The 14,207-nt window shown below is 45.0% G+C and carries 7 protein-coding genes and 1 pseudogene; all 8 read right to left on the reverse strand.

The genetic code is table 11. From position 1 onward, the window contains the following. A partial coding sequence (locus JT719_RS23920; RefSeq protein WP_207436332.1) for a galactokinase family protein occupies positions 1-155 on the reverse strand: 155 nt, incomplete at its 3' end. A 164-nt stretch (positions 156-319) separates the two neighbouring features. After that, complete coding sequence (locus JT719_RS23925) at positions 320-3,691, reverse strand: DUF5107 domain-containing protein (RefSeq protein WP_242693451.1); 3,372 nt, start codon at positions 3,689-3,691, stop codon at positions 320-322. Between the two features lie 5 nt (positions 3,692-3,696). Next, positions 3,697-5,043, reverse strand: a complete 1,347-nt coding sequence (locus tag JT719_RS23930; RefSeq protein ID WP_207436301.1) for a sugar porter family MFS transporter — start codon at positions 5,041-5,043, stop codon at positions 3,697-3,699. A 40-nt stretch (positions 5,044-5,083) separates the two neighbouring features. Further along, positions 5,084-7,540 carry a beta-galactosidase gene (locus JT719_RS23935; protein WP_207436302.1) on the reverse strand — a complete coding sequence of 819 codons (2,457 nt, stop codon included), beginning with the start codon at positions 7,538-7,540 and terminating at the stop codon, positions 5,084-5,086. Between the two features lie 111 nt (positions 7,541-7,651). Next, on the reverse strand, positions 7,652-9,592 hold the full coding sequence (locus JT719_RS23940; RefSeq protein ID WP_207436303.1) for a GDSL-type esterase/lipase family protein: 1,941 nt from the start codon (positions 9,590-9,592) through the stop codon (positions 7,652-7,654). A 29-nt stretch (positions 9,593-9,621) separates the two neighbouring features. Beyond that, a pseudogene (locus JT719_RS25700) lies at positions 9,622-9,756 on the reverse strand (hypothetical protein); the annotation flags it as partial. 188 nt (positions 9,757-9,944) lie between these two features. After that, complete coding sequence (locus JT719_RS23950) at positions 9,945-12,563, reverse strand: glycoside hydrolase 5 family protein (RefSeq protein ID WP_207436305.1); 2,619 nt, start codon at positions 12,561-12,563, stop codon at positions 9,945-9,947. A gap of 112 nt (positions 12,564-12,675) precedes the next feature. Next, positions 12,676-14,193 carry a RagB/SusD family nutrient uptake outer membrane protein gene (locus JT719_RS23955; protein WP_207436307.1) on the reverse strand — a complete coding sequence of 506 codons (1,518 nt, stop codon included), beginning with the start codon at positions 14,191-14,193 and terminating at the stop codon, positions 12,676-12,678. Positions 14,194-14,207 lie beyond the last annotated feature (14 nt).

A 14,207-nucleotide genomic window follows, 5' to 3' on the forward strand; every position in this document is an offset into this window, starting at 1 on the left:
GCGAAGTAGATCTCCTTGTCAATGGCGGCGGGCAGCACGAACCCCTCGTTGTAGTCGGTGTGCTCGCCGATGAGGTTCACCCGGCCCGCTGAGCGGATCACGATGGGTTCTTGGTTGTAGAGTTTCTGAAAGGTGGTGATGATGTCTTGAACCATGGCTGGATGATAACTGATTAATGGAAACCTTTGCGGCTTCTTATGCCATTAGGCTTATTCTGCTTTGTTTTGACTATATAAACCAGTCCCTTGTCCGTTTAAAGCAGAGACAGACAAGGGACCGGTTTAAATCATTTTATATTCGGAGTCAACCCCTGCCTACCTTAGACTAGATTCACACTTCTATGAATGTCTCTGCTTTTTGATTGCACCCATTCTAAGTGCATTTTAGCACCAAAGTGCATTGCATCCAGTTTAAGAACTTCTTCCAAAGCAGCAACGGCCTCTTCTAGGTTGTTTAACCCAGCCAATCCTAGTCCAGAGATATACTTACAGTGGATAGAATTGCGGACGTTCAGGTCGTCATCGAAAATCAAAAGATTAGGCAGAGATACAGCAAAATAATCAAGTTTCACCTCCTCATCCATATGCTGCTTACCATATAGGTCAAGACTCTTGAAAATTGCATGTGCTTTTTCATGGTCGCCTAACTTCTGCCAGGCTAGCCCTTGGTAAAATATTTTGTCCGGCTGTTGGTCGTTGTAAAACATAGCAGCCCCTGGTTCAGAGAGACCTACTGTGGCTTTCTGGAAAAACTCCCTAGCCTTATCTGCCTCTTCGGTTTCCTCATAAGCACAGCCTAGCAAATAGAAAATATCGTTCTCCTGAGCGCCTGGCAACTTGCCTTCGCTAAGATTGTGTGGATAAACCTGCGCCTGTTCGAGTTGCTCGATTGCTTCGCGGTATTTCCCAGCCCTCATATTTTCTTTTGCCAGCTCTAGGAGACTGTAAACGTACTGTCCGGAAACTCTTCCTTCCCCTCCTTCCCAAGGATGAAATTTACGTCTCATTAGCAGATTAAACGCGGTCTCATGCTGTCCCAAGAAGTTATGGAGGGAAGCGCGCTCCAAGTACACATCGTCACGCTGATCAGCCACCATAAGGTTTTCTTCAAGCAAGGCTAGGCGTTCTTTAGGGTCTCGGTTTAGCCGCTTGTAAAGCTGATCTAATTCCATTAATACCCGGGCATCTGCTTTGTTCAGAGAATAAGCTTTCTCAAAGAAAGTCACTGCTTTGTCGGCGTCATGGTACTTGTTGAAGTAGGCGATACCCAAATTCCGGAAGACCGTTGGGAAAGCATTATCCCGGGCTGCCGACAATTCCCACTGGGCAACAGCCTCTTCATATTGCCTTTTGTCATACCAAAGGTTTCCCAGGTAGTAGGGCGCTTTGGCATCCTCTGGGTTCAACTCACCCGCCAACTGCAGCGCTGCGATATCCTCCAATTTATTAGGGAAGCAGTAATCCGGCTTCGCGGCTGCCGCTTTTCTGAAATATTGAAGGGCTTCCGCTTCATCGCCACGGTTGTAACAAAAATTGCCTAAGTGGTAAAACACCATGGGATTGGTGGACTCCCCCTCAACAGCAAATAGCAGAAGATTAGATGCCTCTAGGTAAAGCCCTGCAGCCGCATAATCAAGGGCGTATTCCAGATAGTTGTTGTAGGCTCCCCGTGCTAACTTGGCAAGTTCTTTCTGGCACTTTTCGACTCTAAGTGTATTGCCAAGAACTTCGTGAGCCTTTATTTGTTCAAACAATATCCCAATATTGAAAGCATCTCGTGCTAACGCGGTTTTGCAGACGTCAAGTACTTCGTCTAACCGGTTTAGTCGCCGTAGAGCTGCGGCTTTAAGCACATAGCCTCTGTTATTGCGTGCATTCCGATCAAGGGCTTGACCGAGGTGTTCTAAGGCCACCTCATAGTCTCCTCTTGACATGTCTATCTGCGCCAATGAAAAATAAGCCGCGTCTTTCCAAGCATTGGACCAAGTAGCTTTGTAAAAAGCATCGTAAGCTTCTTTCAATTTTCCCTGGTACTTGAGTGAGAGCCCCAGATTATAGTAGGGTTCCCCATCATAAGGGTTAGGATTACGTTGTGTAATAGTTGATATAGCGGTACGGAAGTAGGTTTCACTTTCCGAAAACTGCCCCCTACGGAGATACCACGCCCCTAAGGCATTGTTATTGCGAATATCCTTAGGATCACGTCGTAAGGCCTCTAAATAATAAGGAATTGGGCTAAAAGTGGCATGCCGATATTGCTCCAGGTGTTGCCCAGTTAAAAACAGCTGTTCGGTGTTCTCTACCTCCCCTGGCTCCTGCGCCGCTTTTGCCGGTGACGGTATCTCGTTTTTCCGGTTGTTAGCAGGTTCATACCGAATAATTTCCCGCTGAGTTATACTGTTGTGAAGTATCAACGAGAGTTGCTCTTCCTCAGTAGCCTCTCCTAATGTAACCTCCTGCTCAAATACCTCCTCAGGTCTAAGGTCTGTTGTCTCCTCCAACACAACCTTACCCTTGGCTGTAAGTCTGATAGTAACGCCTTGCTGCTCTGAGGTGACAAAGATCTTCATCTTTACCTTCTCCTCCAGAACCTCTAAACTCACCAACACATCCTTCGTGGCGTTTTTCACAACCCCAAGTTCCCGATACGGCATGAAATACTGCGTGAAGGATTTCTCTTCATATGGCATAAGCCACGTGAAATCAGGTTGGTTATCAGTGAAAACGCCTGTCATCAGTTCAATGTAGGGTCCATCCTCATCAGTTAGATTCCGGTCCCAGGCTAAGCCGAAATCCCCATGCCCCCAGGTCCATTGTTTTTTACCCGGAGACACATGGTGGTTAGCCACGTGCAATAATCCGGCTTGTGTATCATGCTCGTATCCGCCTACAAAGTCATAGTCTGAATTAATGGCCATGTAGGAAGTAGGTACAGGAATATTCTTGTACCTGGAAATATCCGTGCCTGGCGAATAGTCTACTTTGTAATAAGTGCCTGTGGCAATTGGAAAGGTGGAGACGTCCCGCTTGCCGTGGTCGAAAACAGCGTTTACATCGGGTGGGAAAACGGATTGGTAATCGTCATTGACTCTTACTGCCGGGTTTGCCCACCAGAGGAATGTCTGGGGCAATGGGGTACGGTTAAACAACTTGGCCTTGATCTCTAGGTAAGCCTTGTCTGGATGCAGCGTGAAGCCTGCCGCCCCTTTGGTACGGAACATCTTCTCCACCTCATTCACCCATACCGTTTTGCTGCCGTCTGGATTCTCCTCTATTGTATAATCTACCGGGTCAAACGTGCTGGGGCGATGGTGCTGAGGCCAGTTAAATTCTATTCCGCCAGAAATCCAAGGGCCACATAAGCCTACTAGCGCTGGTTTGATCACCTGGTTATAGTAGATAAAGTGACGCTCCTTAACTTTATCATAAGCCATCTGAACCCTTCCACCCAACTCCGGAAATATTAGGATCTTCAAATATTTATTCTCCAAGAACAAGCCTCGGTATGCTTTATCTACCTTTTCATCCAGGATTTTTTCAATCACTGGATTTGGATACACGACCCCGCTGCTTCCTTGGTAAACGCGCTTCTCAAAAAACATGGGATTTTTGTCCGGCTCACCCGTTCCGTAGGTTGGGATGATTACTTGCTCCTCCCAAACATTCACATATAAATCGTTCATGGCTTTCATAGGTATTAATGCATAATTAAATTCTGTTCCAATTCCTCCAGAGTCTGCCCTTTCGTTTCTTTCACCTTACTCTTCACGAAGAGGAATCCAAGCATACAGATGACTGCATACAAGTAGAAGGGACCGTATGCGCCTAACTTGTCTGCCAATACAGGGAAAGTAAAAACCAGAATGAAATAGGCGACCCAAAGAGAGACAATGGCAATTGATGAGGCTAAGCCTCTTATGTTATTGGGGAATATCTCTGATATAAGCACCCAAGTGACGGGTGCCAGAGAGGTAGCATACATAGCAATAGCCAACAGCACAAATACCGATACCATACTAGCGGCGGCTTGGCTCTGCAGCAGGAAGGCCAAGATGATGTACACAATCGAAAGCCCTAGTGAACCGATCATCATCAGCGGGCGGCGTCCTAATTTATCTACCTGCCACATGGCCACTAGCGTAAATACCAGATTGACAATACCGATGGCAACCGTCTCAAATAGCTGCTGGTTTAGACTAGCCCCTACCGACTCGAATATCGTGGAGGTATAATTGAACACCACATTGATCCCGCAAAGTTGTTGAAATACAGCTAGAGTGATCCCCACCAGTACAGCAGGACGAACCCCCTTTTCGAAGACAGCACCATAGCTTTGTTTTTTGTAACCTCTTAGTGAAGATTCAATATCCTTCAAGGTAGTTTCAACAAAGCCACTGCTTCCTATTTTTGAAAGAACTTTAGCCGCCTCTTGACCCTTTCCTGCCTGCATTAGCCATCTTGGGCTTTCCGGAAGCCAGAGAACACCCAGCATAAACAATATTGAAGGAACTGCGCCTAAACCAAACATCCACCTCCAAGCGTCAGGTCCACTATCGGCTAAGAAGTAGTTGACTAAGTTGGTGACCAGAATCCCAGTCACGATAGTGAGTTGATTTATGGCCACATTTCTTCCCCGGACATTGGCAGGGGAAATCTCGGCGATGTACAACGGGCTCAACATGGATGCCATACCCACCCCAATACCAGCCGAAAATCGCATGACGACAAACATGGTCAACCCTTGGGAGAAAGCCATTCCTAAGGAGGAAACAGCAAAGATTGCCGCCGCTAACATTAAGCCTGGCTTGCGGCCATAACGGTCCGCCAGGTTTCCGGCCACTAGACATCCTATGATACAGCCCAAGGCCAAGGAACCCGTCAGGAATCCTTCCCACCATACATCAAGCTGAAATTCTGTTCGGAGAAAAGGCAATGCCCCGGCGATAACGGCAAAGTCAAATCCAAAAAGGTATCCGCCTAATGCCGAGATAAATGATATACCAATAATATATCCACTATTAAATTTAATAGTCTCTGTTTGCATGTCTAACTAAAAAGAGGTGTTCGACTTGGAAAGGATTTACTTAGAAGGTTACTACCGTTTTGTATTGCGGAGTAAATGAGAAGCCATCCACCTTCAAATATGAATCTGATGTCCCGAAATCAGGAATGTATTGCGGATATTGCTGAAGATCAAAAAGGTAGGTTGCATTTTTCTGCATAGGCCGGAAGTAGAAAATCTTCTCTTTTGGTTTTACAGAAGAAGAAATAAACTTTCGAAGCCCTATTTGCCAGGGAAGGCCATTGTAGAAGTTATCGGCAACCAACTCACCATTAACAAAATCCATCCCCGTGTCGCCGGTATAATCTACATGAAGATAAATGTCGTTGACACTTGGAGGCATTGTTTGCGGCAAATTAACGACCATTTTACGCTGACTAATCTCCTTTGTATTGGCAGCAAACTCAAACCGCGGCAAGGCGATTTGATAAGACGAAAATGCAGGATAGCCTTCAGTCTTATTTATTGAACCAACAGTCGTTTTTGGCAGTGCTGCCGTTTTCGGATAAACGCTTAGCGTGAATTGATGTACGCTGTCTTTTAGAAGTTCAAAGCCATTTCCGTTTTGCAGCACAACGGCGTCAGAAAAAATTAAGCTTTTTTTACCATTTAAAGAACCGACGTAAGACTTTAACGCAAGTGCCTTATCTATTACCAGAACAGTTGTCTTTTTACCATTCGCCACAACTGTAAACTCGGAAACTTTTCCTTCACATTTTACCAAGGTTTGCTGAGCCGTTTGGTCAACATTAGCTCCCTGTACATTTTCTACCCTTGTTCCGGCAGCAAAAGAAAACTCGGCGTTGGTTCCTTCCGGGTTGAAGAAGACATAGTAAGGATTTGTGCCATCGCTCCTCATTAACAGTTGCGAAGTCGCATAATTCAGATGTGTTCCGTTTAGATTGAAGTTGAAAGGGAAGATAACATTTTCGCCATTCTTTAAATCAAAACCTCCTTTTGCAGGGATCATTACAGCACCATTGGCGGTTTTAATTTTTACCTGAATATTCTTTTGATCCAACATGGTAGTGTCGTCTTGGAAATTGTTCAGGAACAAAAAACCACTATTGCCTTTAAACCTTACAGAATATCGTAGATCTTTTGTGTTTTCAGGCGTTAGACTTGCAGCATTGGCAGGAAGCGCAACTGTCATGGGTGCCAGCAATTGGCCAAAATCCTTAAGGAAAAAATGAAGCAATTTCAAGCGGTGAAACCCTTCTCGCACTTGACCATATTCACCAATCGGACTTTGATATTCATAAGAAATTTTAGGCAATCCATATGCTTCGTCATTCAAGAAATTGTCTTTCCCTCTTGGTGTTGAACCGCCATGGAACATGTAATATCCAACGCCGTTGGCTCCACTACCAAGGCATCTGTTAATCATCGCATCAAAACTCTGGTGAATAGCAATAGGGCGTCTTAGGTAAGTGGCACTAATCCCAGACCCTAATTCAGCCGGAAACGAAGGATAGTCCTCCGGTTTGTAACGAACTGGTGAATAGTCTGGATTAGCATGCATGTTTTTATACAAGAAGAAGGGAGAGTAGTCTCGCTTGGTGGTCCAAAATGGATATGCGTATGCCGCCGTTACAGGAATAGATTCATTTGGGATAATGGCAGCGTACCCCCACCCTGTTGCTGTGTAAAGCGGAGCAATAATACCTTCTTTTACTGCCAACGACTTCAGCACTTTCATGTGATCATTTCCCAATTCGGCATAAGGATTATTCTCAGTTGAAACGGCAACACCCTCGTGCGTCACATTTCGATCTCTTTCTGAGGCGGTAAAATCAAGTGGCTGTCCCGGGTAGGTTAAGCCCCATGGAGCAGCACTGTGCTGATACTCATTTTCGATTTGAATGCCGATTACTGGGCCGCCGTCTTTGTAATACAGACCCTTCAATTGTGCAGCAATCTGTTTATATAGCCGCTGCACATAGGACAGATATAACTGATCGTTCATCCGTATATTCAGGGGCCTACCCAATAACCAGTCAGGCAACCCTCCATTTCTTATCTCTCCGTGAGCAAAAGGGCCAATTCGTACAATGGCGTGCATATTGTTTTTCTTGCACAACTCAATAAACTTGCGAAGATCCCTGTCGCCTGTCCAATTGAATTTCCCTTCCTCTTCTTCATGCAAGTTCCAGAAAACATATGTTGGTATAACCGTAATTCCGCCGGCTTTCATTTTCTTTATGGACTCATCCCAATACTGATTAGGATATCGGGAATAATGAAACTCAGCCGTTATCGGGATCACAGGTTTATCGTTAATTGAAATGTAGTAGTTATTAACCGCTACCTTTTCTCCTTTTGGATTAGACCCTCCAAGTTTCAGATGATCAGAATAAATTTTTTGTTCGGGCACATTAATGCTGATTTCATGAACCTTTTGTGAATAACTTGAAAAGGCACATGTAGTCAATATGAGCGCTATTCCTGACCGTAAAAAATTCTTCCTGGTTTTCTTCATTCTAATTACTGTATTTAAATGATTTAAAGGATTCAAGTTATTACCACTGAAGTCAAAGACGGCTGTGTTGGAAACCACATTGGGTTCGCCAGGTTCTCATGTTTGGCTGTTTTATCGAACGTCAAGTTTCATAACCTTTATTAAGAAATCCTTAACCTGGTATAGGGTTGAGATTTCATATTTGCCACCAGGCGCATAAAAATCCCAATGCGGTTGCCCATCGAAAATCCGGAGGTAAGATGTTCCTCCGGCAGATTTTATGGCTTCGCTGAATTTGGCACTTTGGATGTGGCTAATGGTAATGTCCTTATTACCGTGAATCAATAGTGTTTCCGGAGTTGTGGATTTTATGTGACTGATGGCAGAATTGGCGGACGCAGATGGTGTTTGCTGACCAAAATCATTGCCCTGGCCAAACCTGGCTGTGTTATTTTTTACAAAATCATAAATGCCATTTATACCAATGTAATAGTTAATGGCTGGATCTTGCTGCGCTATCAATGCTGACAAGGGAGCCCCGGCTGATTCGCCACCAATGGCAATTCGTGTTGTATCAAGGTTGTATTTATCAGCATTCGATTTCACATAACGTACCGCATCTTCAACGTCTTGCTTGGCCTTTGTAAAGTTGCCATCGGAACCTATACATCGATAGGCAACTCCGACTACAGCAACCCCCAATTTGTCAGCCAGGTAGCTGGGTGTATAACCTGTGGGCAGCGCCGCATATGACTGTGTTGGTGTACCACCAGTCCAGCCACCGCCATGGACAAAGATTAGTACCGGATGCTTACCTGATTTTTTGGGTACTCGAATGATCATCGGTATCACGTTGTCATCGACAACTTTTACAGTGCCTATGTTGATATCTGTATGTCCGTAATTAGTGCCGTTTTCGGTTATGAAACTGATGATGTCTTTACCATTTTCAAACGTACTTCCAGACGCGCTTCTAAATGTTTTAGGTAGGGTAATGGAAACAAACATGCCCGGCTCAAAACTTTTCGAAGGCTGAAAAACAATGGTTCTTGGGTCGGCAGAAATGGTCCATTTGCCATGAATGGGCTTAACGTCAGCGCCGATAGGCTCCTGGTAGGCTCCACCTTTAGTGATGACAATTTTAGTTAAGGAATTGCGATCGACGGGTTGATTGAATGTGATAGACAACGGTTTGGAAAAGTCAGCAGCTACACCTGTATGGGAGCAACTGGTAATACTAAATTGCTTTATGTTATTCGCTGTCGTTAGTAAGGAGTCTAAGGTAGGGGTAATTAAATTGAACCATCTCTGGTACCCACTTGGTGTGAGGTGTACTCCATCTGTAAAATACCCTGAAATAGTTTCACCTGTCGGCTTTCGGAAATAAGGATTTGTGTTCAGATAAGTGAAACGCCTCATCATCTCCGAACTTAATTTCAACGCCCCCGGTAATTCTTTATTTACTAGGTCAACCCGTTGATTAATCTTTGGATCGGACACAGGCATAACACTCAATAGCAACAACTTTGCTTTAGGGCGCAGGACAAGCAAGCGCTCAACACAAGCCTTGATGCCCAGCACGATCTGGTCCACTGAATCAGACCATAAATGGTTTGTGCCAATCTCCAGTACGATAACTTTAGGGTCAATTGCAGCGTTATCTAAATTCCCCATCCCAGATTGAGATTTCGGCAGAAGGCGGTATAGTACATGTTGGGTGCGATCGCCCGACACCCCAAGGTTAAGTGCATAATAAGGCGAAGAAACGATATTAAAATAAGGCTCCCATATAGCGTATCCATGTGACTTCCATTGCATGGTTATCGAATTGCCGACAAACACCACTTGTACTTTACTTAAGTCTACCCGACCGTTCAAATCAGCAATCATGTCAGGGTATTCTGTCTTGAGATAGTCATCAGTTCTCGGGACAGGAGTTGTCGTTACGTTTCTGGCGGAATCTTTTGGGTTAGGTTGTTGAGCCCACGAAGGATTGAAAAAAATCAAAACCGTGGCACAAAAAAGATAAATTATAATTTTCATCTTAGGAGAATAATCTTTCGGATTAGGCATTTCTGATTTTAAGAGTCTTTATGCCCCCTCTAATTATTGTATCTAAATGCTTTAAATGACTCAAGTTTGTAACCGCTAAAATCAAAGAGTATGGTGTTATCAACTACATTCGGCGCACCTAATTTCCACCCTACCCTAGGAACTGCGATCATCACAGGTTCCCAATAAAAACGCCCATGATCACACCTTTAATGGCCAATTTTAAACCGTTAAAGTTTCTATATAAGTAATGACGTTGCCCTTCCTTGCTGCTTGGATAAATAGTTATGTAGGGCGGTTATGCTCTAATTGCCTGCCTACACCAATGGTCGTTGTGTATTCTAGCTATAATCGTTTCCATGATTTATCAGGCCTAGAATTGTAATGTTGCCGAGCCTATGTCAATCCAAGAGTTTTTTGCAGCCTCTTTATTCCCCATATCCGATTGCCTAAGGGAAACTTGGATCGCTTCCACGTTTTCCATCCTGATTTTGTCGTTTACTCCCCCTCTTTCAGCAGCAGGTGTAAACCAATACGCCCACCTGCCTGGATAGCCTAATGGCAACATTGCTCCTTTTGATAATTCTAATTCAGCTAAAGGGATTTGGACTGTATCCCACTCCGGTTTCAGTACTATTTTTTTGCTCCAGCTCGTGCCATCATTCTCTACCAAGGTGATGTAGGCTTGTTGCTTTTGATTCATGCCCCTCACGTTAAGCAAGAGGGATTTAGCTTGCGATATGTCCCCATTTCGGGAGGAAACTTTATTATTTACCGGAACAGACAGCGTGTAGTCTTCAAGAGGCTTGTCATAGCTTGAGGGAACCTCCAGGTGAAATGCCGCTTCTCCTGTGTGAGAGGCTAGAACTAATTTGTAGATTTCAAACCCAAGGGCCTGATCAATCCTGGTAACCGCCAACTTGTCTGTGTCCTCAGCCGGGTTCAATAACCGAATGGGTGTTCCCTTATTGACAACTTTTGAAGTCCAGTTGTTGCTCCCGTAGAAATCCCAATCAGAGGGTACCTTGTTTATACCTGAAGGAAAATTAACAGTATTGTTCCCCTCTTTCACCCCAATACAATACTCTATCAATCCTTCCTGGAGCTGCTTGGCGGGAAGTTCCGCTTTATAGGTATAGCCTTCCTCCTTCTTCATGGGTATCGGGGCAAATCTTCCTGTACCCTTCGCCTTCCAAAAAAGGGTGATGCTTTCAGGTTCGTTCTTCCCGTAAACATTTGCAGAAATGGTCAGGGGTTTGCCTAATGGATACTCACTTTGGTGGTTGAGTACCACTTGTACTGGTAGTTTAGGGTCTTCTAAAACCTCAAACTCCGCCATTCCTATCTGCCCAATTCTTTCAGGAAGTGATCCTTTCTTGAACCCCTTATCACTCGTCAAAATGTAGACGCCGGGCTGGATGACGAATCCTGCATCTGTGGCTTCTGATTTGAAGTTGTTTCCTGCATTCAGGGCCTGAACGGAGAAAGACTTCCCTAGATCTGGCAGTTGGACCGTGATGGGCCAGCTACGGCTTATGGAACGCGACACGAGTTTCCCTGGACTTGGCATTTTGAAGGGATCGTCCACAAGTACCGCATCAGGGTAAACCTCTAAGCGCCAGGTACCGTTTTTTATCTTGTCTAAAAAATAAATTCCCTTTCCTTCATATTTCACAATAGGGGAAGAACCATACCCAACAATCTTGGTGAGCTTTGAAGCATTTACCGGCTTTGTGGTGGTGGTATTGGCATAAAGGAATTTGTCTGTTGTAACCATTTCACTGAGGTTACTGGCATAATCCACCCTGAAAGGACCAAACGATGTATTGGCTGGATATTTCCCGTAATTCTTATACCGTGGAACGGTCTTCATTACTTCAGCTGCGATAATCCCACTTACCGCTTTCACAGGGGTGTACACCATATTGATATAATGCGTTTGCCACCCAAGGTTGTAAGGAGCGGTTTGCAACATGTCGTATGAGAAAATGGTGGCGAATTGTGCTCCGGCCGTGCGGAATGTCCTTGTCATAGCCGGGAGCATATAACCATTCAAAAGATCAGGGCTGTCAAATTCGTAAACGATCCGGCTTAGCTTGGCCAATTCGGGTTTCAGCATTAGGGAATAATCATCTACTACCGGCAGGTAATTGCCTGGCAACGTTCTATCCGAGTTCAAACCTGAAGGATACCAGGCAAATGATGCTCCTTGGATTTTAGACTGCTGAAAGGCCTTCGCCATGTTGAAATCTTGGCTGATGTTGTGATAGAGTATCTTTTTACAGCCAGTACTTCTCACTGCATCCACCAAAGCATTTATATAGTTAACCGAACCCTGCAAATCATTGCTGTGGTGCCACGGCTCATTTATCATTTCTACGAACAGAATGTTCGGCTCATCCTTTAATGCCGTTTTCGTGTAGGGGTTAATATGATTTAGCAACTGCTTCAAATAGTTCTGCTGGGCCGCGATGGCTCTTGGGTTCTTGCCCAACTCTTCTTTTTTGAAGTAGGTTGAGAACCCTCTTGCACTGACTGTATCCTGCATGGCATCTGGCCATTGAGAGCTATAGGTAACAATTGGGCTAAGAAGAAAATAGATACCCCGTTCCTTAGCCTTGAAAATAAGATAGTCCATCAGGGCCAAATGATCATTATTGATCAGATTTCCTAAGGTATCCGTGTTTTGAAAATCACCCCATAGACACAACCGTAAACCATCCCAGCCCATGCGGCCAAAATGGGCCATATCCTGGTCAATGACCTTCTTCCTGTCTTTTGTCACATAGCCCGCCGCTCGGTAGTCCGTGGCCGAGGGAAGGCAATAATTGGCCCCGAATAAGGCGACTTCTTTCTTAGTTTTGGTCCATCTTATTACTCCTTCCTTGTCCTGGTAAACCAATTGCTGGGTGGAGGGCTGCGCCAGGGATTGAAGGGGAGAACTAAGGGAGAAGAGGATGGCAATGTAGAAAAGCAGAGGGGATATTCTCATGGTTTTGGGAAGTGGAGATTTGGACATCTGAAACTGTAGGGCATAGTCCTGCCTGAAAGGGTGCGAAGACGTACCCTACAGTTGATGATTACCTGATATCAGACTAGTTACATTAATAGCCCTGGGTTTGGCTCAAAGATCCTTTACTTGCATTGAGGGCATACTGTGGGATAGGGAGATACCCGTTAGCCCCGATTGGGTTAGGGGTTTTGCCTGCCGCCTGCAGGTACTCGTCCCACTTGCCGAAGCGCATCAAGTCAACCCTCCGGAAACCTTCAAAGTATAGTTCCCACGCCCTCTCTCTCAAAAGCGCAGCAGAAAAGGCTTCTTTGGAGGCGGTTTCTGCTGCTGTCAGGTCCTCTAAACCGGCCCGGTTTCTTACTTGGTTCACAAAGCCGCTTGCTTCACTTGTAGGACCGGACTGGCCGTTTATCGCCTCTGCCAACATCAGCAACACATCTGCATAACGAACCTGGGGCAAATCGTTCCCTTGGAAGGCTTGGGGAGCATCATCAGGATACTTGTTGATGACGGGTCCCCGCATATTGGCCCTGGTATAGGTTCCACCCCAGGTGGCAGGATAAGTATCAAGTAAAAGCTCCCTTCTCTTATCAGCAGGGTCAAAACTGTCATAAAACTCCCACGTAGCCAAAAGAGCACCTGGCCAAGCCCACCCGCCAGCTCTTGCCGAACCAGTTAATGTACCAGCTGCGTAATCACTGGGGAAGGTATAAAATCCCCATGCATTGAAATTCGGTTTTGGTTCTGTACCGTCACCTGTAGGATCAACTGATACTGCCCATATGGTTTCGTTGTTGACCTCAGTAGGTTCCCGGAACAGGTCTCTGTAACTTTGGTTCAAGCTATATCCCAGGGTAAGGATCTCTCTTCCCGCCTGCTCTGCCTTTGCGTAGTCTTTTTCAAAAAGGTAAGTGCGCATCAGTACAGCCAGCGCTAATCCCTTGTTGAACCTTCCGTATTCGGAGGGGGTTTTCACAAGGTTATCAGCCGCATATCGCAGGTCTTGGGTAATGGAGTTAACGTAGACAGTTCGGTCAGGACGGGTTAGGTTATCTTCCTCCTGGGTTCCAATCTTTGAAGGATCTAGAATAACCGGAACAGGACCGTATAAAGTAAGGAGATTGTACATGAGCCAACCTCTTGACATTCTCACTTCCCCCAGCAATTGCTTCTTTTTTGCTTCACTAATGCTTGATTTTTCAAGATCATCAATCATTTTGGTAAGACGGGTCACAAATCGCACTTTCTCAAAATGAGCACTCCGATCTTGGTTTTTTAAAAACACAAAATCTGCTTTAGTTAATAAATCCCAATTGCCGCCCCATTCAGGAAAATGAGCAATCATATCCGAAGTACCATCGTTCAGCAAAATATTGCTGTAGTCTACTCCGTGGAATAAAAACTGGTATGCGCCGGAAGGATCAGCGTACCCCCATTTTGAACCAAAGGGTTTATAAGCCTCTAATGCGTAAAGCTCATAGTCGCTTTCAGTTTTGGGGAAGTTTATTGGCGATAATTGTCCATAAGAGGTTGCCTCTAAGTCATCTTTGCAACTTCCCGCTGTAAAGCAAATAGCAGCTACGGCAAGGAAAATTTTTATATGCTTCATACAGAAAAACAGTT

It is taken from the genome of Sabulibacter ruber, assembly GCF_017355955.1.
GTDB lineage: Bacteria > Bacteroidota > Bacteroidia > Cytophagales > Hymenobacteraceae > Nibribacter > Nibribacter ruber_A.

Bases quoted from the DNA above. Each gene is read 5' to 3' on its own strand.
- JT719_RS23925 (WP_242693451.1), bottom strand. From the start codon at position 3,691: ATGAAAGCCATGAACGATTTATATGTGAATGTTTGGGAGGAGCAAGTA.
- JT719_RS23930 (WP_207436301.1), bottom strand. From the start codon at position 5,043: ATGCAAACAGAGACTATTAAATTTAATAGTGGATATATTATTGGTATA.
- JT719_RS23935 (WP_207436302.1), bottom strand. From the start codon at position 7,540: ATGAAGAAAACCAGGAAGAATTTTTTACGGTCAGGAATAGCGCTCATA.
- JT719_RS23940 (WP_207436303.1), bottom strand. From the start codon at position 9,592: ATGCCTAATCCGAAAGATTATTCTCCTAAGATGAAAATTATAATTTAT.
- JT719_RS23950 (WP_207436305.1), bottom strand. From the start codon at position 12,563: ATGAGAATATCCCCTCTGCTTTTCTACATTGCCATCCTCTTCTCCCTT.
- JT719_RS23955 (WP_207436307.1), bottom strand. From the start codon at position 14,193: ATGAAGCATATAAAAATTTTCCTTGCCGTAGCTGCTATTTGCTTTACA.